The organism is Brevundimonas sp., assembly GCF_041648115.1.
In the GTDB taxonomy this organism is placed as follows: domain Bacteria; phylum Pseudomonadota; class Alphaproteobacteria; order Caulobacterales; family Caulobacteraceae; genus Brevundimonas.
Window position 1 is genome coordinate 25522 of record NZ_JBAZPR010000004.1, and the last position, 23386, is coordinate 48907.

The following is a 23386-nucleotide window of genomic DNA, read 5'->3' on the forward strand; positions in this document are numbered from 1 at the left end:
CAATACATCTGGTGTGCTCAGGCCATGTTGCCCACAAGATATCGATTCGGCCTGACCCTTCTGAACGCTGGACGAAGGGGGCGCGGGTTTCTATGATCCGCACCAGACGCCGCCTCCCTTTTCGGCGAACCCTTACGGTTGGATTCCACGACGTGTTGAGCAAGATTTTCGGCTGGTGGGAGGGCGCTACGATCGGCACCCGCTTCACCATCGCCAAGCGCGGTCGCTTCGTCGGCCAGGACGAGAACGGCAATCGCTATTTCGAGAGCCGCGACAACGTCAGCTACGACGGCCGCAAGCGACGCTGGGTCATCTATGACGGCTATGCCGAGGCGTCCAAGGTGACGCCCGACTGGCACGGCTGGCTGCACTACACCTTCGACCTGCCGCCGACCGAGCAGCCGCTGCCGCGTCGTTCGTGGGAGAAGGATCACCTGCCGAACATGACCGGCACGCCCCTGGCCTGGCGTCCGCCCGGCTCGCTGGCCAACGAGGCCAAGCGCCCGGCCGCGACCGGCGACTATCAGGCCTGGACGCCCGAGTGAAGGCGCGCCGCATCCTGTTGGGCGCAGCGGCCGTCGTGGGCGTGCTGAGCGCCGGCGCGGTGACCGCCAGCGTGCTTCAGGACGCGCCGCGCGACGCCCGCCCGGTCCAGGATCCGATCGGCGACATCCTGCGCACCACGCCGTCCGTGCCGACCGAGACCCCGCCTGCAGGCGCTCCGGCGCCGCGCTCGCCCGTTGCCGTAACGCCGCCCCCGACCGTCATCATCGCCGAAGACGCTGCGGTCGAGGAAAAGGCCGAACAGGAGGTCGCCGCCGAGAAACCCGTCGCGACCAAGGCCATCGAACAGCCCGACACCCCGGCCCGTCGCCAGCGCCGCAAGTTCGCGGTCATCCAGGCCATCGACAAGGTCACGGCCGAGTCCATGAAGTTCGAGGTCGAGGTCGGCGGTCGGCCCGTCCGCTTCAACCGCAACCTGATCTTCGCCGCTCGCGCGTGCGAGGTCACGACGCCCGACGAGCTGACCGAGGACGCCATCGCCTATATCGACGTGTCCCTTCAGCCGCGCGGCCGGCAGGAGGGTCGCCAGTTGTTCCGCGGCTGGATGTTCGCCTCGTCTCCGTCCGTAAGCGGCATCCAGAACCCCTATTACGACGCCTGGGTCGTGGGCTGTAAGAACTGATCCCCAATACCGCGAGGAGGCCGGAAATGGATCGCAACAAACCGCTCAAGAAAAGCGAAACGGTCGAAATCCGACTGCCCCTTGCGACCAAGACCGCCTTCATGGCCCGCTGCCGCGCCGAGGGCCGCACCGCCAGCGACGCCATCCGCCGCTTCATCGACGCCGAGCTGAACCAGACGTCGGCGCGCCGCTCGACAGGCCTGAACTGGCGTCAACTGCTCGCCGCCGCCGTCGCCGGCCTGGCCCTGGGCGCCGTGGCCGCGCCCTCCCTGGCCCAGTCGTCGCCGCCCAGCCGCGCCGCCTTCGACCGGCTGGACCGCAATCACGACGGCGTCGTCAGCTTCGACGAATATTGCGCGCGCTAGCGGATGCGGACCAGAAACCGGTCCCACTGAAGGTTCAGCCAGGTCCACGGCTTGAACAGGCCCGCGCCCGACTTCCATGACGCCAGCACGATCTCCGCCCGACCCACGATGTTCTCGACGGGCAGCAGGCCGACCCCGACCTCGGGCGGCCAGCGGCTGTCCAGCGAGTTGTCGCGGTTGTCGCCCATCATCAGATACTGGCCTGGCGGCACGCGGCGCAGGGGCGTGTCGTCGCCCGGCAGGTCCGGCCCGCTGTCATAGGTCACATAGGTCCGTCCGTCGGCCAGGGTCTCGCGCACCTGCTGCACCCGGCGCTGGGGCGCGTCATGGTCGGCGACGACATCCAGCCGGGTCTGGCGCACCGCGTCGCCGTTGACGAAGACCACGCCGCCGCGCACCTGAACCGTGTCGCCGGGCAGGCCCACGACCCGCTTGATCCAGGTCTGTTCCGGATCGCGCGGCAGGCGGAACACCACCACGTCCCCGCGCCGGGGCTCGCGCCCCATCACCCGCCCCGGCGCCATGGACGGGTTGAACGGCAGCGACGCCGTGCTCCAGCCATACGGATATTTCGACACGACGATATAGTCGCCGGTCACCAGCCCCGGCTCCATCGACGACGACGGAATGGTGAAGGGCTGAAACAGCAGGATGCGGAGCGCCGTCGCCAGGATCAGGGCGACGACCAGCGTCACGGCGATCTCTCGTCCCTCGCGAAGAAGGGATGAACGTGGCGGGGCTTTCGGTGGGGTCTGGGTCATGCCTCCATTGACCGTCAGGCCGGGCGAAGACGCCAATCCGAACCTGTCGGGACAGGCCTGAAATCGTGTCCGGACAGACTAAGCGCCGGCGAGGGCGACCGCCTCTGCGCCGGTCAGGGGCGCGCGCAACGCTCCCTGATCCGGCCTGACCGACAGGGCGGGCTGAAGCCGCTCCAGATAGGCCGCCTGCGGTGTCTCCACCGCGCCGAACTGGCTCAGATGCTCGGTCAGGAACTGTGCGTCCAACAGGGTCCAGCCGCCCTTGCGCAACCGCGCGACCAGATGCACCAGCGCCACCTTGGACGCATCCCGCTCGCGGCTGAACATGCTCTCGCCGAAGAAGGCGCCGCCCAGCGACACTCCATACAGGCCGCCCACCAGCCGCTCGTCCCGCCAGCATTCGATGGAGTGGACATGACCCTGGGCGAACAGGGCCGCATACAGCCTCCGGATCGGCCCGTTGATCCAGGTGTCCTCGCGATCTGGCCCTTGCGCCGCTGCACAGCCGTCCAGCACCGCCTCGAACGCGGTGTCGACCCGCACCTCGAAAGGCTCGCCCCGCACGGTGCGACGCAGGCGCGAGGGAATGTGAAAGGCGTCCAGGGGCACGACGCCGCGCTGCTCCGGCTCGATGATGAAGACGCGCGGATCGTCGCGCGCCTCGGCCATCGGAAACACGCCGCGCGCATAACAGGCCAGAAGGTCCTCCGGCCCGAACCCGCCGAACGGGCCGCTGGCGCTGAAATCGGGGTCGGTCATAGACGGGCGAAAATGTCAGTGGGCATCGGGAGGGCGATACTTATTCGCGTGTCCGATGGCTCTAGGCAGTATGAAATGACAGCCGACAGGAACGGCGATACACAGCAACAGGCCCAGTATGTCATCCATCTCGCGATGACCGCCGATCAATCGGCTAATCGGATAGAGCGCCGCTAGGCCGCATATCACCCAAAGCGACCGGGAGAAGATTGTGAACGCAAAGGCGAAATCTTCAATCTTCATCCCGGCTTTCTCATGCTGTCAGGCGTTGTCGCCCTTCTGACGGGCCGCCCATTTCTCCAGCCAGTGGATGTCGTAGTCGCCGACCAGAATGTCCGGCTCCTGCAACAGCTTCTGGAACAGGGGGATGGTGGTGTCGACGCCGCCGATGACGATCTCGTTCAGCGACCGTTTCAGGCGCGCGATAGCCTCCTCACGGTCGCGACCGTGGACGATCAGCTTGCCGATCAGGCTGTCGTAATAGGGCGGGATCGAATAGCCGGCGTAGATGGCGCTATCCAGACGCACGCCCAGGCCGCCCGGCGCGTGGAAGTCGGTGATCTTGCCCGGCGAGGGGGTAAAGGTCTCGGGGTTCTCGGCGTTTATCCGCACCTCAATGGCGTGGCCTTTGAACTCGATGTCGTCCTGGGTGAACGACAGCGGCAGTCCGGCCGCGATCCGCACCTGTTCGCGCACCAGGTCGACGCCGGTGATCATTTCAGTGACCGGGTGTTCGACCTGCAGGCGGGTGTTCATCTCGATGAAGAAGAACTCGCCGTCCTCCCACAGGAACTCGATGGTGCCGACGCCCAGATAGCCGATGGCGGCGATGGCCTTGTTGACCGTCTCGCCGATCTGTTTGCGACCCTCGGCCGACAGGGCGGGCGAGGGGGCCTCTTCCAGCACCTTTTGGTGGCGGCGTTGCAGCGAGCAGTCGCGCTCGCCCAGGTGCACGACATTGCCGTGGCTGTCGGCAATGACCTGGATCTCGATGTGGCGAGGCTTCTGGAGATAGCGCTCCATATAGACGGCGCCGTTGCCGAAGGCGGCCTTGGCTTCGGACTGGGCGGTCTGCACCGCCTCGACCAGGTCGTCAGCCGTCAGTGCCACCTTCATGCCGCGTCCGCCGCCGCCCGCCGCCGCCTTGACGATCAGGGGGAAGCCGATGGTCTTGGAGGCCTCAATGGCGGCCTCGACGGTCTCGACCTCGCCCTTGGAGCCGGGAACGACCGGGATGCCGGCGTCCATGACGGTCTGTTTGGCGCTGATCTTGTCGCCCATGACCCGGATATGCTCCGGCTTCGGACCGATGAAGGTCATGCCGTGGGCCTCGACGATCTCGGCGAAGCGGGCGTTTTCCGACAGGAAGCCATAGCCGGGGTGGATCGCCTGGGCGCCGGTGATTTCCGCCGCCGCGATGATCGAGGGGATGTTCAGATACGACTTGGCGGCCGAGGCCGGGCCGATGCAGACGCTCTCGTCCGCCAGCCGCACCCACATGGCGCCGCGATCGGCTTCCGAGTGGACGGCGACGGTGGAGATGCCCATCTCCTTGCACGCCCGGTGGATGCGCAGCGCGATCTCGCCCCGGTTGGCGATCAGGACTTTCGTGAACACGGCTTAAGCTTCCAGCAGGACGAGGGGTTCGCCGAACTCGACCGGCTGGGCGTCGCCGACCAGGATTTCGGCCACGACGCCGTCGCGCGGGGCCTGGATCGGGTTCATGGTCTTCATCGCCTCGACGATCAGCAGGGTCTGGCCCTTCTTGACCTTGTCGCCCGGTTGGACAAAGGCCGGGGCCTCCGGCGAGGCCTGCAGATAGGCGGTGCCGACCATCGGCGACTTCACCTCTTCGCCCGCGCGAGCGACGATGGTCGCCGGATCCGACGGCATGGACGCCGGCGCAGCAGCAGCGGCGGGCGCAGCGGCGACCGGAGCCGGGGCGGCGGCGTACTGTACCGGGGCGGCGTTGACGGTGATTTCACGGGCGACGCGGATGCGCAGGTCGCCGCGCTCGACTTCGACTTCCGTCAGGTCGGTCTCGTTCAGGATGTCGGCCAGCTGGCGAACCAGGGCGGCGTCGATTTCGGCGTGTTTCTTGTCATCGGCCATTGGAGTGCGCCTTGTCTTTCGTGGTCTTGAGTAAACGGGACGGGCCTCAGCCGCGTTCCCGAACCTTGGTGAGAGCCGCCTGGACGGCCAGTTCATAGCCCGCCGCGCCGAAGCCGGCGATGACGCCGGTCGCCGCGGAGGACACATAGGAGTGATGGCGAAACGCCTCGCGCGCCGCCGGATTGGACAGATGCAGTTCGATCACCGGGATCGACAGCGTCTTCAGCGCATCGTGCAGCGCGACCGACGTATGCCCATAGGCCGCAGGATTGATGATCAGGACGTCCACGCCTTCGCGCGCCTCCTGGATCCAGTCCACCAGCACGCCCTCGTGATTGGTCTGTCGGAACACGACAGTCGCGCCCTCGGCCGCCTTGACGCACCGCTGTTCGATGTCCGCCAGGGTGTCGCGGCCATAGATGTCCGGCTCCCGAACCCCGAGCAGGTTCAGATTGGGGCCGTTCAGCACATGAATGACGGGTGTGTCGGACATGGGGCGAAGAAAATCGTTTCCGGGAATCGCGCTGGCGAGATTCAGCACAAGAGGGGCCTTTTAGCCGACGCGGAGCTTGGGTCAAACGGTCGCCGCATCGAACCTTACGCAAGGTCAGTCATCGTGGATGGCGCGAATTTCGCATTCCTCGTCCCATTCGTCCCTGGTCGGGACAGGGCTGAAGGAGCGCGGAGGATGCGCCAGGACGCCAAAATCGTGATCAGATCCGTCGTTGCGGCCTTTGCCGCCGTGGCCGTGGCGATCGGCGCCTTTCTGTTCGAGGCCGGCTGAGGCTTTGCGCCGTCTGGCGTCGCGAAGCGCCAGCCTCTATCTGAGGTCCGCCCCTCGACGCTCGGAGACCAGACGCGTGCACCAGATTCATCTCAACGGCGAACCCTGCCAGGTCCAGGCCGCCACCATCCTGGCCTTGGTCGAGGAACTGTTGCTGGACCCCCGCAAGGTCGCCGTCGAACGCAATCTTGAGATCGTCCCCAAGTCCCTGCACGCCGCCACCCCCGTCGCCCAGGGCGACCGCATCGAACTGGTCCAGTTCGTCGGCGGCGGCTGATTAGACCTTAAGGATCGGACCCGGATAGGCAGCCAGTCTCGCGTCGGACGTCAGCAAGGTGGCGCCTTCCACCACGGCCTGCGCGAGAAGAATCCGATCGAACGGATCTCTGTGCAGCAATGGAAGCTTGGCGACGTTCAAGGCATGAAGGCTGGTCACGGGCAGTTCCTCGTACCCGCTGTCCAGCAAGGCTTCGCGAAGCGCGTTGGGATCGGCGTTGAACCGATCCGGTCTGGCGGCCCGTTTTATCACGATCTCCCAGATGTTCACGGCGCTGAAAAACAGTGTGTTGGCGGGGTCGGTGATCATATCCACGGCCAACTTCGACAGCCGTTCAGGCTCTTCGCCGCCCCACAGGATGAGATGGGTGTCGAGCAGAAGCCTCATCGTTCGTCGTCGTCCGAACCATAAAACATGGCCTCGATCTCTTCCTGACCCATCGTGTCGAAGTCGTCAGGGATCTTCATCTGGCCACGCATGAAGCCGAGGCGGCGAGACGTATCCACTTTCGCCTCCTCGATCGCCGTCACTTTCACCATCGGCTTGCCGGCCTTGGCGATGATGAAGGACTCACCCTTGGCCGCCTTCTCGATCAGGCGGGACAGGTGAGTCTTGGCGTGATGGATGTTGACCGTCTCCATGACGTCTCTCCCGTGAACTTAGTCCACTTAGTTTAGTTCATTTGGCTCCACCTCGCAACGCGGTGTGATCCCTGCGGCCTTTCGCTTCGCCGCCGGGGCGCGTAGGTCAGCCCCATGACCGATACAGCCAACGAAACCTGGTCCGTCGCCGGCCGCACCTTCAACTCGCGCCTGATCGTGGGCACCGGCAAATACGCCGACTACGCCCAGAACGCCGCCGCCGCCGAGGCGGCGGGCGCCGAGATCGTCACCGTCGCCGTGCGCCGGGTGAACCTGACCGATCCGAACCAGCCGATGCTGGTGGACTATGTAAAGCCGGATCGCTTTACCTTCCTGCCCAACACCGCCGGCTGTTTCACCGGCGAGGATGCGGTTCGCACCCTGCGCCTGGCGCGCGAGGCCGGCGGCTGGAGCCTGGTGAAGCTGGAGGTGCTGTCCAACACCGCCCACCTCTATCCCGACATGATCGAGACGCTGCGGGCGCTGGACCTGCTGATCAAGGACGGGTTCGACGTCATGGTCTATTGCACCGACGACGTCGTGATGGCCAAGCGGCTGGAGGACGCCGGCGCCGCCGCCATCATGCCCGCCGCCGCCCCCATCGGTTCGGGCCTGGGCATCCAGAACCCCATCAACGTCCGCCTGATCGTCGAACAGGCCAAGGTGCCGGTGCTGGTCGATGCGGGCGTCGGCACGGCCTCGGACGCGACCCTGGCGATGGAACTGGGCTGCGACGCCGTCCTGATGAACACAGCCATCGCCGGCGCCAAGGACCCCATCCGCATGGCCCGCGCCATGAAACACGCCGTCATCGCCGGCCGCGACGCCTATCTGGCCGGGCGTATGCCGAAGCGGATGTACGCGGACCCCTCGTCGCCGCTGGCGGGGCTGATCTGACAACACTTCTCCTCCCCACCTGTGGGGAGGGGGACCGCGCGTAGCGTGGTGGAGGGGCTCTTGAAGTCCCACAGGGGCCTCTCCCTCCCCTTCATGGGGAGGGAAGATCGCGCAGCGATCCGGGTGGGGCCGTAAGAGCGGGCGAACCGCTTCACACGTCCCCACCCCGGCTGCGCTCTGCTTCGCCGCCCCTCCCCATGAAGGGGAGGGAGAAACGCTCGCCAACCCGCACAATGACGCTGGTTCATTCGGAGCGATTTCAATCGCTTGCCGATTTATGTCCCCGTTCTCCCGTCCCCCCTTCCAAACGCGCGTATTCTAAACCCGTCCCGTCGCCCGGAGGGCTCGCTTGGCCTGCGACCTTGCGGCGGCGGGAGCGGATGGAACGGGAGCGGTGGTGAAACTCCATCGCGCTGGCGGCGACTCATGGAGCGGTGTCGGAGGGTCGAGGGGGATACTCGGCCGCACTCGGGATGACTCTCGCAGGAGTCACCGACCCGTCGCAGGCTTATGGGGTTAGGCGATAAGACCGCCACCGCTCGACGCCCCGAGCTTGCAGGCCAACCAGCCGCGCGGAGCGTCAACCCTTCGTCGAAACGGTACTTACAAACTCACACTCCGGGCGAAGGCCCGGCGCTCCGCCCAGCCCTCCATCAACTTCGCAGCGAAAGCGCGGAGACGATCACCCCTGTCCGGAGACCCGCATGGCCCGCCCCAAACCTCGTCGTCCCAAACCCGGTCGCGGCCTCCCGCCGCCCTACAAACAGACGCCCGAGGAAGAGGCGGAGGACGACCGCATCCGCGCGGAGCTGTTGGTCGAATACGAACGCCTGGACGCCATCATGATCATCAAACAAGCCGAGGCCGACGAGCGCGCGCGCATCAAGGCGTTGAAACGTCAGGTCGAGGCGCTGGCCGCCGAACCGGTCCATCAACCCGATGTCCAGCCGCCTCGACCTATCGTCTCGGTCGCCGCGTCGCCAAGCATCAGAGACCTGTGGCTCTAATCGTCCAGCAGGGCCTGCAGCAACGGATGGGCCAGGACCGGCGCGGCGAGACGCACCACGGCTTGCGGGTCTTCCAGACGCACGGCGGCTGTGGCGTCGGCGACGATGAAGTCGGCGTGTGTGCGCGACGGTTCGGTCAGGCGCTCGTGGCCCGGACGGACCGTGGCCAGATATTGCGCCACGACCGAATCCGCCGACCGACCCCGCTCGGTCTGGTCGCGCAACAGGCGGCGGATGAAGCGGATGTCGGCGGGGGTGTCCACGAACACCCGGATGTCGAACAGGGCGGTCAGGTCGGGGGTGCAGAGCACGTGCGTGCCCTCGACGATCACCACCTCGGCCGCCGCGATCGGTTCGCCGCCCGGCTCGCGCCCGTGGTGGATGAAGGAATAGACCGGCGCCGTCACCGCGCGCCCGGCCTTCAGCTCTTTCAAATCCGCGATCATCAGGTCGTGATCGCGCGCCGCCACATCGTCGAAGTCGAAGGTCGCCGCGTCGAAGCCGGGCAGGGAGGCGGCGTCGCGGTAATAGCTGTCCTCGCGCACCAGCACAGCCGACCCTTCCGGCAAGGCCGAGACCAGCGCCTCCGCCAGTGTGCTCTTGCCGGAGCCGGAGCCCCCCGTGATCGCGATCAATATGGTCATGGCGCGCCTTCTAGACCGCCGACCCGGCCGACGCCACGGGGGACGATCCGCCGCGCCCCGGCTGACGCTACGTCACGTTGCTTATCGCCGATCACCGATGTTAGCGTCCGCTCAAGCGTCGCATCCAAGCAGGCGCACCAAGGGACAAGGAAACGACATGCTGGGCTTGATGCAGGACTGGCCGCTGACGGTCGACAAGATCATCGACCACGCCAAGCACTGGCACGGCGACCGCGAGGTCGTGACCCTTTCGGTCGAGGGCCCCATCGTCCGCACGACCTATGCCCAGATCCACGAACGCGCCAAACGCGTGTCCAGCGCGCTGAAGGCCTGGGGGATCCAGCCGGGCGACCGCGTCGCCACCCTGGCCTGGAACACCGCCAACCACATCGAGGCCTGGTACGGCATCATGGGCATCGGCGGGGTGTGCCATACCCTGAACCCGCGCCTGTTCCCCGAACAGCTCGTCTACATCATCAATCACGCCGAAGACCGGATCATCTTCGTCGACCTGACCTTCGTGCCGCTGCTGGAAGCCGTCCTGCCGCACATCCCCAAGGTCGAGCGCGTCGTCATCATGACCGACGCCGCCCACATGCCGCAGACCAAGCTGCCCAAGGCCGAGGCCTATGAGGACATCATCGCCGGTCAGTCGACCGACGTCGTCTGGGGCGACTTCGAGGAAAACACCGCCTGCGGCCTCTGCTACACCTCGGGCACGACGGGCCATCCCAAGGGCGTGCTGTATTCGCACCGCTCCAACTTCCTGCACACCTTCATGGGCTTGCAGTCCACCGTCATGGGCGCCACGCCCAAAGAGGTGATCCTGCCGGTCGTGCCGATGTTCCACGCCAACGCCTGGGGCATCGCCTTCGCCGGCCCCGCCGCCGGGACCAAGCTGGTCATGCCGGGCGCCAAGATGGACGGCCAGTCGATCTATGAGCTGATCGAACAGGAGGGCGTAACCTTCTCGGCCGCCGTGCCGACCGTCTGGCAGGGGCTGTTCGCCCACATGAAGCAGAACGGCCTGGGCTTCTCGACCCTGAAGCGCGTGCTGATCGGCGGCTCGGCCTGTCCCGAAAGCCTGATCCGCGGCTTCCAGGACGATTTCGGCGTCGAGGTCACCCACGCCTGGGGCATGACCGAGACCTCGCCCATCGGCACAATCGCCAACCTGCCGCCCGAAATCCTGCGTCTGCCCTATGACGAGCAGATGAAATACCGCCTGAAACAAGGCACGCCGCCGCTGGGCATCGAACTGAAGCTCAAGGACGAGGCCGGGGCGGAGCTGCCACACGACGGCGCCACCTTCGGCCGCCTGATGGTCAAGGGGCCGACGATCAGCAACGGCTATTTCAAGGAAGAGGGCTCGATCCTGGATGACGAAGGCTTCTTCGATACCGGCGACGTGGCGACGGTGGACGAGATGGGCTTCATGCAGATCACCGACCGCGCCAAGGATGTGATCAAGTCGGGCGGCGAGTGGATCAGCTCCATCGAGATCGAAAACATCGCCATCGGCCATCCCAAGGTCGAGATCGCCGCCGTCATCGGCGCCGCCCATGCCAAATGGGACGAACGGCCGGTTCTGATCCTCAAGCTCAAGCCCGATCAGGCTCTGGACAAGCAGGAACATCTCGACTTCCTGCAGGGCAAGATCGCCAAATGGTGGATGCCCGACGACGTGGTCGCAGTGGACGACATCCCGCTGGGCGCGACGGGCAAGATCGACAAGAAGCTTCTGCGTGAGCGGATGAAGGACTACCGTCTGCCGACCGCAGCCTGAACCGAACCGGAGCCTGAATGCCGATCAGAAACCCTGTCCCCGCCGTCCTGCCGTGGCTGACGGCGCTCGCGGCGGCGCCGGCGGTGTTGATCGTGGCGGCGATTGCGGCGACGCGATTCGGCGGCGTCGATCTGTCGGTCAGCTATGATCTGCTGACCTGGACGGTGGCGCGCATCCTGGCCTGGATCGGTCTGGCCGGCGCGCTGGCGGCGGCCGTGCTGGCGTTGCGCGATCTGAAGGGCAGGGGGCTCTATGCGCTGGCGGCCCTGGTCCTGGCCGGCGCGACAGCGGGCGGCTTCGTCTGGCGTCAGGGGCAGGATGCCGCGCCGAACCCACGTGACGTGACCACCAATGCCGCCGAGCCGCCGGCCTTCTCGCGCGTCGCCGCCCTGCATGCCGGATCGACGCCCCAGACCTGCCCCGACCTGAGCGCCGTCCCGACCCAGGTCCTGGCCCAGCAGGCGACCTCGGCCCTGGTGGACGCCGGCTTCGTCGTCACTCGTGCCACCACCTTCCAGGTCGAGGCCGTGCACGAGGGGGCCTGGTTCGGCTTCGTCAGCGACGCCGTCGTGCGTATCCGCCCCGGCCGCACCGACATTCGCGTCGCCGCTCGCGACACCCGCCCCGACGGCGGCGCGACCTGCCGGCTGGCGACCAAGATCGCCCGGAACCTGGAGGCCGAACGCTAGACCAGACGAAAACGAGCCGTCAGGCCCGGCTCGACATCGCTTAGGGCCGTCCCGTCCTCGACCAGCTTGATCAGATGGGCCAGCACCGACAGCGACGCCGCCGGCCACAGCCGCTGATCGACGGCGGCGTACAGAACCGGGATAATCTCGGCGACCGTCCTATCCCCCGCCGCCAGCCTCTGGACGATCTGCGCTTCCCGCTCCAGCCGGTGGGCGCGATACGCCTCCAGAAACGGCCGCACCTGCATCACCGACGCCCCATGCGTCGGCCACAGCACGTCGAACTCCCGCGCCATCACCGCATCCAGGCTAGCCAGATACTGGCGCATATTCCCATCAGGCGGCGCCACGACCGTCGTCGACCACCCCATGACGTGATCCCCGCAGAACAGGGCGTTCTCCTCGCGCAGGACGAAGGCCATGTGATTTGACGCATGGCCAGGCGTGAACATCGCCTCGATCGTCCAACCATCGCCCTGAATCACTTCGCCACCCGCCAGCACGACATCGGGCGCAAACTCTGCATCGTCATCTTCGTCCAGCGCACCCGATGCATGCGTCTCCCGCACCGGAGGCCGGGCCGCCAGAACCCGCGCCCCCGTCGCCTCAGCGAACGGCCTCGCCAGCGGCGCATGATCCCGATGCGTATGCGTCACCAGCACATGGCTGACCAGCCGCCCCTCGACCGCCTTCAGCAAGGCCGCCAGATGCGCCTCATCCAGCGGCCCTGGATCAATCACCGCCACCTCGGCCCCCGCGTCAGGCCGCCCGACGACATAGGTCCCCGTCCCGGTGAAGGTGAACGGCCCCGGATTGTCGGCGATCACCCGCTGAATCAATGGCGAGACCTGATCACGCCGTCCATAGGCGAAGTCGAAGGCCCGAACGAAAGGGATCATCGCTACGGCTCCCTCTGGCGCAGAGCTTGCGTTAACGCCTCGGTAATCATGCTTGGAGCGCCCGCCATGGCCCGTTCGATCGCCTTCGCTGTATCAAATCGGCTCCCGCTCGTCGCGACCGCCTTCCTCTGTCTCGCCGCGGTGCAACTGATCGCCGCCTCCTGTACCCCCGAACCCGCGCCCTATGCGGCGCGGGTGATGATAGAGCGCTGAACGGCGCTATTCGCGACGGACGCGGAAAGGCGGGTCGTTCGCCACTTTCATCATATAGCTCCCCATGGCGGCACGGCGCACTGTCACCGGATACTGCCGATTGGGCAAAAACGACACATCGGCGCCATCTGTCTTTCGCCACACTGAGCTGTCATCCAGCGTGATCAACCATTCGCCCCTGCCGAGATTTCTAGCTGAAGTAATGGTCGCGGAGATGGACTGCAGGCTTTCGGATCGGCCTGAGTTTTCAAATGGGTTCAGCGTAGAGATGTTGAACCCGAACAGTCGGCGTTGATTCTGCTCCACGTCCTGGCGACTCACTACGGCGACCTCTCCGGCTGCGGCTAATCCGGCTGCGGCGGTGTCAAAACACGACAACCGGGCAACATTGGCCTCGATCTCCCGGCAGCGCGTGACTGTCCCGATCAGGTCGCTTCCAGCCGTCGCGTTATTTTGTCGCGCAACCGCAGGTTCTGCGGTCAAACTGCTCGCGAGTAGCGAAAAAATCGCCATTTTTGATCCAGCTATACGTCTAATATGGGTCATTACGTTCTCGTGAAATTTTCGTTTCAGCCAAGTATATCATTAGAAATCAAGACGCGCCCGATGTCTCTGCGGCGACCATGGTGTGTCGTCTTTGCGACAGACGTGTCTCCAATGTGTTCGAAAGCCGCCTTCTCGCTGGACTTAGCATCGGCGTTGGTATGCTCTCCCACCCAACCGATCGTGGGGTCGGTAAATGGCTATTGATTAAGCGGTCGTTTCTTAACGACTTTGGCTCTTCCCGGGAGAACAAGCCTTGAACACCAACAGATATCGTCGCGGCCTTCTGGCGACCACGATCATCGGCGGCGTCGCTCTGGCGATGGCCGCCACGCCGTCGTTCGCACAATCGACTGAGGACCAGGCGACCGAAGTCGGCGAGATCGTCGTCACCGGTTCGCGCATCGCGCGTCAGGACTATCGTTCGACCAGCCCTGTCGTGACGGTTGGCGCTCAGGACTTCCAGCAAACCGGCGCTGTGACCATCGAGTCACTTCTTAACGACCTGCCGCAGTTTACGCCGTCGATCGGCTCAACATCGAACAACCCGTCCAACGGCGGGCAGGCAAATATCAACCTGCGGAACCTTGGCACCAATCGCACGCTGGTTCTGGTGAACGGACGCCGCTTGGTGCCTTCCAATTCGTCCGGCGCCGTCGATGTTTCCATCATCCCGACCGCTCTGATCCAGAATATCGAAGTGATCTCGGGCGGCGCCTCGGCTGCATACGGTTCGGACGCTCTCGCCGGCGTTGCGAACTTCATCCTTAACGAAAGCTTTGAAGGCGTTCAGTTTGACGCACAGTACGGTCAGACAGACCGCAACGACGGTGTAACGGAAAGCTATTCGCTGACCATCGGCGGCAACTTCGCAGACGACAAGGGCAACGCGGTTCTTTCGTTGGGCCGCTCGACGCGTGAAGTTATCTTCAACGCTGCTCGCCCCTTCTCTGCGGTCTCTGGTGCGTCCACCACGTCTCCACTAGGCTCGACCATTCTTGATGCCGGCAACCGGCCGTCTGCGGCTTTCCTGGCATCGTACTTCGGCAGAGCGGTCGCTCCGGGCGGTCAGTTCGGTTTCAATGACGACGGCAGCATTTTTGCATATACTGGCAAGGTGAACGTCAAAAATCCTGCTGGTGCGGGGATTGAGTATACCCAACCGAACGCCAACTATACATTCAACACTGGTCCGCTGAACTACATGCAGCTGCCGATCGATAGGTTCAACGCCTATGCGTCGGGCAAGTATCATATCAACGACAATGCTGAAATCTACGCCAGCGCCCTGTTCACGCAATACACGGCTGACTCTGAATTGGCTGCAACGCCTGCGGCTAACGGCACGGGCTTCCGCGTTCCCGCGACCAACCCGTTCATCACCGGTGATCTGCGCACCTTCCTGAATGCACGTCCCAATCCGGGTTCGACCTTCCTTCTGAACAAGCGGTTTACGTCGCTGGGCGGGCGCCACTCGACGGACGAATACAACGTCTATCAGTTGACCACGGGTATCCGCGGCCAGGTGCCGAAGAGCACCTGGACCTATGATGTCTATGCATCCTATGGCCGCGTCAGCAATCTGACGACGCAGAGCGGCAACGTTTCGCGCTCGTCCGTTCAGACGCTGTTGAATGCTGCGGACGGCGGCGTGAGCCTTTGTGCGGGTGGTTTCGATCCGTTCGGCGTGACGAATTTGTCGGCTGAATGCGTCAACTACATCAACCGTTCGGCTCGCAACCAAACGACGACGGAGCAACGGGTCGTTGAAGCCACGATCCAGGGCAAGGCCTTCGATCTGCCTGCTGGTGAGGTGCGGGTCGCTTTCGGGGCTCAATATCGTCAGGACAACTTCGACTTCCAGGCCGACAGCTCGTTGGCTCAGAGCAATCCGATCGTGAACCTGCCGGACGGCAGCACGACTGGCGGTTCGGAAATCGCCGGCTTCAACCCGTCACAACCGCTTCGCGGCGGCACCAACTCGCGCGAACTTTACGCTGAAGCGCTGATCCCGGTGCTGGCCGATGTGCCATTCGTTCAGGCTCTGGATTTGACCGTCGGCTATCGTTACGCCGACTACAACCTAACGGGTGGAACGACTGCCTACCGCGCGGATCTTGACTGGACGATCATCGATGGTCTTCGCGTTCGCGGTGGCTACAACCGCGCCGTCCGCGCGCCTTCGATTGGAGAACTGTTCTCTCCGGTCAACGTCGGCTTCCCGGCCATTGGTGCAGCTGATCCCGACGGGATCGAAGGCGATCCGTGCGACGTCAACAGCAGCTACCGTAAACCGGGCAATCCGAATGCAGATGCGATCCGGAACCTCTGTATCGCTCAAGGTATTCGCGCTGATGACTATGGCACGTTTGTCTACTCTAACGAGCAAGTCCAAGGCGTGAGCGGCGGCAACCCTGACCTGATCGAAGAAACTTCGGACAGCTGGTCGGCGGGCATCGTTTGGCAATCGCCCTTCTCTCATCCGCTACTGTCCCGCCTTTCCGCATCGGTCGATTATTACAACATCGAAATCACCAATGCGATCGGCGCCATCACGGTGGACCAGCAGTTGCAAGGTTGCTTCAACGCTACGGGCGAAAACCCCACGTTTGATGCGTCCAACAGCTATTGCGCACTCTTCCAACGCGACCGGCTCTCGGGCAACATCGTCAATACCTTCGAGAACAATGCCAACCTCGGCATGGTCAAGACGTCGGGCGTGGACTTCCAAGCCGATTGGCGCTTCGATTTGTCGGATGTGGGCGCCCCTGCTTGGGGAAGCCTGGACGTCAACACCGTCGTCAGCTGGCTTGAAAACTACGAAGACAACGTGGTCGAGGGCGGCGTTTTCACCGATCGTACGGGCACCATCGCCAGCGTATTCGGCCGCACCTTCCCTGAGTGGAAGTCCCTGACGACGGTTAACTGGACCAATGGAGCATTCGGCGCCGGTGTCCGTTGGCGTCGAGTCGGAGAGATGGAAATCTTCAACGGCAACTCGACGCTGCCTTCAATCGATTACTTCGATCTGAACGGTTCTTGGAGCGTCAACGACAGAGTGTCGCTGCGCGCAGGCGTGAACAACCTTACCGACGAGCAGCCCAATGTTTACTCGCCGGGCGTTCAGGCCAATACCGACCCGTCGACCTATGACGTGCTGGGTCGCCGTTACTACGTCGGTCTGACCGCCAAGTTCTAAGGCCGGTCAACGACACGAGACTGAGGCGGCGGAGCAACGCTCCGCCGCCTTTTTCGTTTAAGCGGCGCCGTAGAAAAACCATCCGGGCGGGTGAGCGTTGATGATCGTCGCCTGTTCGCGACGCTCTCTGAAGGAAGACCATGCCTAGACTTCTCGTCCCCGGCCTTACCGCCCTGTCGTTGCTGGCCGTCGGCCCCGTCTTGGCCCAGGCTCAAAACCAGGATGGTCCGATCGTCACCGGCGCCCGGACCGCAGAGACCGCCGACGCCTTGAAAACGCGCGAGGCCATCGCCTATGCGCGGCCGTTGCCGCGGGGGGCGCCGAATGCGGACTATCCGCTGGTGGCGTGGTGTGATGCGCTGGTCAGCGGTCATGCCGATCTGGGCGACACCCTGACGACCCGTGCGCCCGAGGATATGGAACTGGTTCGATTGGGCCGTCTGGAAGCCCAGGATTTCCGCAGCGCCCTGGCCGTCGCGACGCCGCGTCAATCGGCGGCTTCGAAGGCCGAGGCTGAACAGGCGGTCGCCGCCGTCAAGACCCAGTGGGCGTCGCTGATCAGCAACCCGGACGCCGAGGCGCGCAGCCAGTCGTTCGGTCTGTTCTTCGGCCTGCCGGGCCGATGCGAGCACGCCGCGCGTCGCATCCGCGCCAACATCACGACGCCGCCGGCGACGTTGGAAAGCGTCGGCATCGACTAATCGGGTCTTTGGCTCGCGTCTTTGGAACGGCGGCTTGAGCTTCGGCTCAGGCCGCCGTTTCGCGTTTGGCGGCGTAAGGGTCGTAGTTGAGGATCGGCGCCAGCCAGCGTTCGGCGGTCGCCACGTCCCAGCCCTTGCGGCGTGCATAGTCCTCGACCTGGTCCAGATCGATCTTGCCGACGCCGAAATAGTGGCTGCCCGGATGGCCGAAATAGAGGCCCGAGACCGAGGCCGGGGGCGTCATGGCGTAGCTCTCGGTCAGGGCCATGCCGGCGTTGTCCTCGGCCCGAAGCAGACGGAACAGGGTGGCCTTCTCCGTGTGATCGGGCTGGGCCGGATAGCCGGGGGCGGGGCGGATGCCTTGGTACTGTTCGGCGATCAGGTCATCGACGCTGGCCGTCTCGTCGGCGGCATAGCCCCACAGGGTGGTCCGGACCTCCTTGTGCAGTCGTTCGGCGAAGGCCTCGGCCAGGCGGTCGGCCAGGGCGGTTGCGAGGATGGCCGAATAGTCGTCGCCGGCGTCCTTGAACCGTTTGGCGACTTCCAGTTCGCCGTGTCCGGCCGTGACGGCGAAGGCGCCGATATAGTCTTCGTCCACATCGGCGATGAAATCGGACAGAGCCAGGTTCGGCTTGCCGTTCGACTTCTTGATCTGCTGACGCAGGGTGTAGAAACGGGCGATTTCCGTGTCCCGGCTCTCGTCGGCATAGACCACGACATCGTCACCGTCGGCGCGGGCGGGCCAGAAGCCGACGACGCCCTTGGCCGTGAACCACTTCTCGTCGATGATCCGTTTCAGCATGACCTTGGCGTCGTCGAACAGGTCGCGGGCGGCCTCGCCGACGATCTCGTCTTCCAGGATCAGCGGATAGCGGCCGATCAGCTCCCAACTGGCGAAGAAGGGGGTCCAGTCGATGTGGTCGGCCAGATCCTGCAGATCCCAGGCGTCGAACGCCTTCACGCCGATGAAGGACGGCTTGCCGGGCATGGGCTGGGCACGGTCAATGCGGAACCGGTTCTCGCGCGCCTGTTTGATCGAGGCGCGGGCCTTCACCTCCTGGCCGCGTGCGTACTGCTCGCGGATGCGGATATATTCGTCGCGCGTGGCGGCCTCATTTTTGGCCCGCTCGGTCTTGGACAGCAGGCCCGAGACCACGCTGACGGCGCGCGAGGCGTCCACGACATAGGTGGTCGAGCCCCGGCGATAGGCCGGTTCGATCTTGACCGCCGTATGGGTGCGGCTGGTGGTGGCGCCGCCGATCAGCAGGGGGATGTCGAAGCCGCGCCGCTCCATCTCGGCGCCGACGAAGACCATTTCGTCCAGCGACGGGGTGATCAGGCCGGAAAGGCCGATGATATCAACATTATGCTCGACGGCGGCGTCCAGAATCCGGTCGGCCGGGACCATGACGCCCAGGTCGATGACCTCGTAATTATTGCACTGAAGCACGACGCCGACGATGTTCTTGCCGATGTCATGGACGTCACCCTTGACCGTGGCCATCAGGATCCGGCCGGCCTGTTCGCGCGGCTTGCCGGCCTTTTCGGCCTCCATGAAGGGGTTCAGCCAGGCGACGGCCTGCTTCATCACGCGCGCCGATTTCACCACCTGCGGCAGGAACATCTTGCCCGAGCCGAACAGGTCGCCGACCACGTTCATCCCGTCCATCAGCGGACCTTCGATGACGTGCAGCGGCCGGTCGAACGACAGGCGGGCCTCTTCGGTATCGGCGTCGATGAACTCGGTGATGCCGTTGACCAGGGCGTGTTCGATCCGCTTGCCGACCGGCTGTTCACGCCACTTCAGATCGACGACGCGGGCCTGGCCCTTCTCGCCCTTGTAGCGGGGGGCCATGTCGACCAGCCGCTCGGTGTTCGAGACATTGGTCCGCTGGGGCCGGTTCAGGATGACGTCCTCGACCGCCTCGCGCAGTTCGGCGTCGATGTCGTCATAGACGGGCAGGTCGCCGGCGTTGACAATGCCCATGTCCATGCCCGCCGCGATGGCGTGGTACAGGAAGACGCTGTGGATCGCCCTACGCACCGGCTCGTTGCCGCGGAAGCTGAACGAGACATTGGACACGCCGCCCGAGACGCGGGCGTAGGGCAGGGTGCGCTTGATCTCGCGCGTGCCCTCGATGAAATCGACGGCGTAGTTGTCGTGCTCCTCGATCCCCGTCGCCACGGCGAAGATATTGGGGTCGAAGATGATGTCCTCGGGCGGGAAACCGACCTCGTTGACCAGGATGTCGTAGGCGCGGGTGCAGATCTCGATCTTGCGGGCGGCGGTGTCGGCCTGACCTACCTCGTCGAAGGCCATGACCACCACGGCGGCGCCGTAGCGCAGGCATTTGATCGCATGGTCACGGAAGACCTGCTCGCCCTCTTTCATGCTGATCGAATTGACGATGGGCTTGCCCTGGACGCACTTCAGGCCCGCCTCGATCACCTCCCATTTGGAGCTGTCGATCATCACCGGCACGCGGGCGATGTCGGGCTCGGCCGCGATCAGGTTCAGGAAGGTCCGCATGGCGACGACGCCGTCCAGCAGGCCCTCGTCCATGTTGATGTCGATGATCTGGGCGCCGGCCTCGACCTGTTGTCGGGCGACGTCCAGCGCCGCCGAATAGTCGCCCTCGACCACCAGTTTGCGGAATTTGGCCGAGCCGGTGACGTTGGTGCGTTCGCCGACGTTGATGAAGGTAGGTCTCATTACAGACTTCCGCTCATCCCCGCGAAAGCGGGGACCCAGTGCTTTTGGGAGGCACGGTGCATGGGATCGCGAGCGAAGACATCATGGTGATGGCTATCGCCCAAAGGACTAGGTCCCCGCTTTCGCGGGGATGAGCGGGGAGGGGAGCGTGTCACGCCACCATCTCGAACGGTTCCAACCCCGACAGCCGCAAGGCTACCGGCCGCTCCGGGATGGCGCGCGGCTTCAGCGGTGCGACCTCTTCGGCGACGTGTTTGATATGGTCCGGCGTGGTGCCGCAGCAGCCGCCGACGATGTTGACCAGTCCAGAGGCGGCCCATTCCTCGATGAAGTGGGCGGTTTCGTGCGGTTCCTCGTCATACTGGCCCATCGCATTGGGCAGGCCCGCGTTGGGGTAGGCGGCGACCAGGGTGTCGGCGACGCGGCTGAGTTCGGCGATGAAGGGGCGCATCAGGTCGGCGCCCAGGGCGCAGTTGAAGCCGACGGCGAAGGGTTTGGCGTGACGCACGCTGTTCCAGAAGGCCTCGGCCGTCTGGCCCGACAGGGTGCGGCCCGACCGGTCGGTGATTGTGCCCGAAATCCAGATGGGCAGGGCGTCCATGCCCTCGTCCTCAAGGTCCTTGATCGCCTTGATCGCGGCCTTGCAGTTCAGCGTGTCGGTGATGGTCTCGATCAGATACAGATCGACGCCGCCCTCGTTCAGCGCCTTCACCTGATGGCGATAGGCCTCATAGACCTGATCGAAGGTGACCAGCCGCGCGCCGGGGTCGTTCACGTCCGACGACATCGACAGCATCTTGTTCAGCGGGCCGATGGAGCCGGCGGCGAAGCGCGGCTTGTGCGGCTCCCTCTCGGTCCAGCGGTCGGCCGAGGCGCGGGCCAGTTTGGCGCCTTCCAGATTGATGTCCCACACCGCCTGGGCGTCCAGGGCGTAGTCTTCCTGGGCGATGGTGGTGCCGGAGAAGGTGTTGGTCTCGGAGATGTCGGCGCCGGCGGCGAAATACTGGTCGTGCAGGTCGGCGATGACATCGGGGCGGGTGATGCAGAGGATGTCGTTGTTCCCCTTCATCTGGTCTTTCTCATTGTAGCCGTTGGCGCCGACGAAGCGGTCGGAGCGGAAGTCGGCCTCGTCCAGGCCGCGACGCTGGATCATCACGCCCCAGCTGCCGTCGAGGACCAGGATCCGTTCCCTGGCCGCCTGATGCAGGGCGGCGATGCGTTCGGCGCGGGTGAGGCGAGATGTCATTGCGCCACGGCCTTGGTTTCACGCACGCCCAGCACCCGACAGATCGCATAAACCAGGTCGGCGCGGTTCAGGGTGTAGAAGTGGAAGTCCGAGAAGCCCTCTTCCTGCAGACGTGCGCAGGTCTCGGCGGCAACCGAGGCGGCCAGCAGTTTTCGGGTCTCGGGATCGTCGTCCAGCCCGTCGAAATGCGCCTTCAGCCAGTCGGGGATGCTGGTCCCGCAGGCGCCGCACATGCGCGTCAGACCGGCGAAGTTGGACACGGGCATGACGCCGGGGATCAGCGGGATGGTCACGCCTGCCGCCCGCACCCGATCGCGGAAGCGCAGGAAGGCGTCGATGTCGAAGAAGAACTGGCTGACCGCGCGGGTTGCGCCGGCGTCGACCTTGGCCTTCAGCACGTTGATGTCGTGGTCGATGGAGGGGCTTTCAGGGTGGCGCTCGGGATAGGTGCCGACCGTGACGTCGAAACCGCCGGCGCGACTGATGGCCTGGGTCAGTTCGGTGGCGTTGGCGTAGCCGTCTGGGCGCGGCTGATAGACACCGCCGATGCCGGACCCGCCGGGCGGATCCCCGCGCAGGGCGACGATGTGATCGACGCCGATGGTCTTGTAGCCCGCGATGACCTCATCGACCTCGTCGCGGCTGGCCTCGACGCAGGTCAGGTGGGCGGCGGGACGCAAGGATGTTTCGGCGATGATCCGTTGAACCGTGCGGTGGGTCCGCTCACGGGTCGAGCCGCCGGCGCCGTAGGTGACGGACACGAAAGCGGGGTTCAGCGGCTCCAGCCGACGGATCGCCTTCCACAGATTGGCCTCGGCCTCGTCCGTCTTGGGCGGGAAAAATTCGAACGAGACGCGCACGTCGTCGCGGTTGGACCCGGCGCGGGCCACGGGGCCGAGCGGCGACAGCAGCAGGGCGCGGGCGTCAGCTAAGGAAGCCATCAGGCGGTCTTTCTATCCTGGACGCGGCGTTCCGCCGTCCAGATGGTCACGGTCAGGCCCTCGGCGTCATGCGGCAGGGCGATGGGGGCGGACGGCGTCAGGCCGCCGTCAAGCAGCCATCCGTTGATCTCGCCGTCGGCGAAACCGAGGCGGCGATGCTGGTGCGCTTCGCGCATATGTTCGAAGTCGTGGGGGGCGAAGTCGATGATGACCAGGCGGCCGTTCGGGCTGACCAAGCGGGCGGCCTCGGCGACGGCGGCGGACGGGTCGGACAGGTAGTGCAGCACCTGATGCACGATCACCAGATCGGCGCTGGCGGCGGGCAGACGAGTGGCGAAGATGTCGCCGTGACGTAGCTCGACCTTGTCCAGCCCGGCCTTTGTGACGTTGGTGCGGGCGATGTTCAGCATGTTCTGGCTGAGGTCCAGCCCGACCGACATCTTGGCCTTCTTGCCGAACAGGGTCAGCATCCGGCCCGAGCCGGTGCCCAGGTCGACGACGCGCTCGAACGGGCCGGGGCCGACGGCTTTTTCCAGCGCCGCCTCGACGGCGCTCTCACTGACGTAGAGCGAACGCAGGCGGTCCCACTGGGGCGCGACCTGCTCGAAATAGCTGACGGCGGCTTCCTCGCGGTCCTTGCGAACTTCGTCGAGACGGCGGTGATCGGCCTCGCCGGCGTCTTCGGCCAGGATGTCCAGCACCGTGTCGATCAGCCGGCGCGCCTGGGCGTCGTGCGACAGGCGGTAGTAGACGCGGGCGCCGTCAGGAAAGCGTTCGATCAGGCCGGCGTCGGTCATCAGCTTCAGATGGCGCGACACGCGAGGCTGGCTCTGGTCCAGAATGCGCGACATCTCCATGACCGAAAGCTCTTCACCGGCCAGCAGCGACAGGACGCGCAGACGGGTGGGTTCGCCGGCGGCGCGGAGTGCTTCGACAGTCTGATCGGCGGACAGGCTCATAGGTTCATATAAAGATATCCTTATATGATTTGGCAAGTGAAATCGCTTTCCCAACGGGGCTGCG

26 protein-coding genes are annotated in these 23386 nt (G+C 64.9%); 11 read left to right on the plus strand and 15 right to left on the minus strand.

Annotated elements, in window-relative coordinates:
• Positions 1–152: 152 nt before the first annotated feature.
• The 3 genes from WC597_RS04550 to WC597_RS04560 are packed head-to-tail and all read left to right on the plus strand — an operon-like array spanning position 153 to position 1551.
• Positions 153–545, plus strand: a complete 393-nt coding sequence (locus tag WC597_RS04550) for an NADH:ubiquinone oxidoreductase subunit NDUFA12 (protein WP_372692077.1) — start codon at positions 153–155, stop codon at positions 543–545.
• Complete coding sequence (locus WC597_RS04555) at positions 542–1186, plus strand: DUF2155 domain-containing protein (protein ID WP_372692078.1); 645 nt, start codon at positions 542–544, stop codon at positions 1184–1186. Before WC597_RS04550 ends, WC597_RS04555 begins: the two co-directional genes overlap by 4 nt.
• 26 nt (positions 1187–1212) lie before the next feature.
• On the plus strand, positions 1213–1551 hold the full coding sequence (locus WC597_RS04560; protein WP_372692079.1) for a hypothetical protein: 339 nt from the start codon (positions 1213–1215) through the stop codon (positions 1549–1551).
• On the opposite strand, the gene lepB is transcribed toward WC597_RS04560, so the two are convergent.
• The 6 genes from lepB to aroQ all read right to left on the minus strand — a co-directional run bounded on the left by lepB (position 1548) and on the right by aroQ (position 5676).
• Positions 1548–2312, minus strand: coding sequence for a signal peptidase I (lepB, locus tag WC597_RS04565; protein ID WP_372692080.1), 765 nt, complete (start codon positions 2310–2312; stop codon positions 1548–1550). The two genes, WC597_RS04560 and lepB, sit on opposite strands and share 4 nt — an antisense overlap.
• Before the next feature lie 78 nt (positions 2313–2390).
• Complete coding sequence (gene aat / locus WC597_RS04570) at positions 2391–3071, minus strand: leucyl/phenylalanyl-tRNA--protein transferase (protein ID WP_372692081.1); 681 nt, start codon at positions 3069–3071, stop codon at positions 2391–2393.
• 15 nt (positions 3072–3086) lie between these two features.
• On the minus strand, positions 3087–3314 hold the full coding sequence (locus WC597_RS04575; protein ID WP_372692082.1) for a hypothetical protein: 228 nt from the start codon (positions 3312–3314) through the stop codon (positions 3087–3089).
• An 18-nt stretch (positions 3315–3332) separates the two neighbouring features.
• Positions 3333–4688 carry an acetyl-CoA carboxylase biotin carboxylase subunit gene (gene accC, locus WC597_RS04580; protein WP_372692084.1) on the minus strand — a complete coding sequence of 452 codons (1356 nt, stop codon included), beginning with the start codon at positions 4686–4688 and terminating at the stop codon, positions 3333–3335.
• Positions 4689–4691: 3 nt separating this feature from the next.
• On the minus strand, positions 4692–5183 hold the full coding sequence (accB, locus tag WC597_RS04585; protein ID WP_372692085.1) for an acetyl-CoA carboxylase biotin carboxyl carrier protein: 492 nt from the start codon (positions 5181–5183) through the stop codon (positions 4692–4694).
• A gap of 46 nt (positions 5184–5229) precedes the next feature.
• Positions 5230–5676, minus strand: coding sequence for a type II 3-dehydroquinate dehydratase (aroQ, locus tag WC597_RS04590; RefSeq protein ID WP_372692086.1), 447 nt, complete (start codon positions 5674–5676; stop codon positions 5230–5232).
• A 367-nt stretch (positions 5677–6043) separates the two neighbouring features.
• Here aroQ and thiS point away from each other — a divergent pair, with 367 nt between their 5' ends.
• Entirely contained in the window at positions 6044–6244 is a 201-nt protein-coding gene (gene thiS / locus WC597_RS04595) for a sulfur carrier protein ThiS (protein ID WP_372692087.1), read from the plus strand.
• Here thiS and WC597_RS04600 read toward each other — a convergent pair whose 3' ends face one another.
• Both WC597_RS04600 and WC597_RS04605 read right to left on the minus strand, forming a co-directional pair.
• Positions 6245–6631, minus strand: a complete 387-nt coding sequence (locus WC597_RS04600) for a type II toxin-antitoxin system VapC family toxin (protein WP_372692088.1) — start codon at positions 6629–6631, stop codon at positions 6245–6247.
• Complete coding sequence (locus WC597_RS04605) at positions 6628–6885, minus strand: type II toxin-antitoxin system Phd/YefM family antitoxin (protein WP_372692089.1); 258 nt, start codon at positions 6883–6885, stop codon at positions 6628–6630. Before WC597_RS04605 ends, WC597_RS04600 begins: the two co-directional genes overlap by 4 nt.
• 114 nt (positions 6886–6999) lie before the next feature.
• On the opposite strand from WC597_RS04605, the gene WC597_RS04610 reads away from it, so the two are divergent.
• Together WC597_RS04610 and WC597_RS04615 are read left to right on the plus strand one after the other, a co-directional pair.
• Positions 7000–7782, plus strand: coding sequence for a thiazole synthase (locus tag WC597_RS04610; RefSeq protein WP_372692090.1), 783 nt, complete (start codon positions 7000–7002; stop codon positions 7780–7782).
• Positions 7783–8486: 704 nt separating this feature from the next.
• Positions 8487–8789 (plus strand): hypothetical protein, encoded by a 303-nt coding sequence (locus WC597_RS04615; protein ID WP_372692091.1) that lies wholly within the window; start codon positions 8487–8489, stop codon positions 8787–8789.
• On the opposite strand, the gene udk is transcribed toward WC597_RS04615, so the two are convergent.
• On the minus strand, positions 8786–9433 hold the full coding sequence (gene udk, locus WC597_RS04620) for a uridine kinase (RefSeq protein WP_372692092.1): 648 nt from the start codon (positions 9431–9433) through the stop codon (positions 8786–8788). The two genes, WC597_RS04615 and udk, sit on opposite strands and share 4 nt — an antisense overlap.
• Positions 9434–9590: 157 nt before the next feature.
• On the opposite strand from udk, the gene WC597_RS04625 reads away from it, so the two are divergent.
• Both WC597_RS04625 and WC597_RS04630 read left to right on the plus strand, forming a co-directional pair.
• The gene (locus tag WC597_RS04625) at positions 9591–11219 is read left to right on the plus strand and encodes a long-chain-fatty-acid--CoA ligase (RefSeq protein WP_372692094.1); all 1629 of its coding nucleotides are present in this window, start codon (positions 9591–9593) and stop codon (positions 11217–11219) included.
• Between the two features lie 17 nt (positions 11220–11236).
• Positions 11237–11908 carry a DUF1499 domain-containing protein gene (locus WC597_RS04630; protein ID WP_372692096.1) on the plus strand — a complete coding sequence of 224 codons (672 nt, stop codon included), beginning with the start codon at positions 11237–11239 and terminating at the stop codon, positions 11906–11908.
• On the opposite strand, the gene WC597_RS04635 is transcribed toward WC597_RS04630, so the two are convergent.
• Positions 11905–12807 (minus strand): MBL fold metallo-hydrolase, encoded by a 903-nt coding sequence (locus WC597_RS04635; RefSeq protein ID WP_372692097.1) that lies wholly within the window; start codon positions 12805–12807, stop codon positions 11905–11907. The genes WC597_RS04630 and WC597_RS04635 overlap by 4 nt on opposite strands.
• 66 nt (positions 12808–12873) lie before the next feature.
• Here WC597_RS04635 and WC597_RS04640 point away from each other — a divergent pair, with 66 nt between their 5' ends.
• Positions 12874–13020, plus strand: coding sequence for a hypothetical protein (locus tag WC597_RS04640; protein WP_372692098.1), 147 nt, complete (start codon positions 12874–12876; stop codon positions 13018–13020).
• A 6-nt stretch (positions 13021–13026) separates the two neighbouring features.
• Here WC597_RS04640 and WC597_RS04645 read toward each other — a convergent pair whose 3' ends face one another.
• On the minus strand, positions 13027–13533 hold the full coding sequence (locus WC597_RS04645; RefSeq protein WP_372692099.1) for a hypothetical protein: 507 nt from the start codon (positions 13531–13533) through the stop codon (positions 13027–13029).
• 286 nt (positions 13534–13819) lie between these two features.
• Between WC597_RS04645 and WC597_RS04650 the strand changes: the two genes are divergently transcribed.
• Together WC597_RS04650 and WC597_RS04655 are read left to right on the plus strand one after the other, a co-directional pair.
• On the plus strand, positions 13820–16762 hold the full coding sequence (locus tag WC597_RS04650; RefSeq protein ID WP_372692100.1) for a TonB-dependent receptor domain-containing protein: 2943 nt from the start codon (positions 13820–13822) through the stop codon (positions 16760–16762).
• Between the two features lie 140 nt (positions 16763–16902).
• Positions 16903–17463, plus strand: coding sequence for a hypothetical protein (locus WC597_RS04655; protein WP_372692101.1), 561 nt, complete (start codon positions 16903–16905; stop codon positions 17461–17463).
• Positions 17464–17509: 46 nt separating this feature from the next.
• Here WC597_RS04655 and metH read toward each other — a convergent pair whose 3' ends face one another.
• The 4 genes from metH to WC597_RS04675 form a co-directional block, all read right to left on the minus strand.
• Positions 17510–20176 (minus strand): methionine synthase, encoded by a 2667-nt coding sequence (metH, locus tag WC597_RS04660; RefSeq protein WP_372692102.1) that lies wholly within the window; start codon positions 20174–20176, stop codon positions 17510–17512.
• A 151-nt stretch (positions 20177–20327) separates the two neighbouring features.
• Positions 20328–21422, minus strand: coding sequence for a homocysteine S-methyltransferase family protein (locus WC597_RS04665; protein WP_372692103.1), 1095 nt, complete (start codon positions 21420–21422; stop codon positions 20328–20330).
• Entirely contained in the window at positions 21419–22363 is a 945-nt protein-coding gene (metF, locus tag WC597_RS04670; RefSeq protein WP_372692104.1) for a methylenetetrahydrofolate reductase [NAD(P)H], read from the minus strand. The genes WC597_RS04665 and metF overlap by 4 nt, the downstream gene beginning before the upstream one ends.
• Positions 22363–23322 carry an ArsR/SmtB family transcription factor gene (locus tag WC597_RS04675; RefSeq protein WP_372692105.1) on the minus strand — a complete coding sequence of 320 codons (960 nt, stop codon included), beginning with the start codon at positions 23320–23322 and terminating at the stop codon, positions 22363–22365. The genes metF and WC597_RS04675 overlap by 1 nt, the downstream gene beginning before the upstream one ends.
• Positions 23323–23386: the final 64 nt, after the last annotated feature.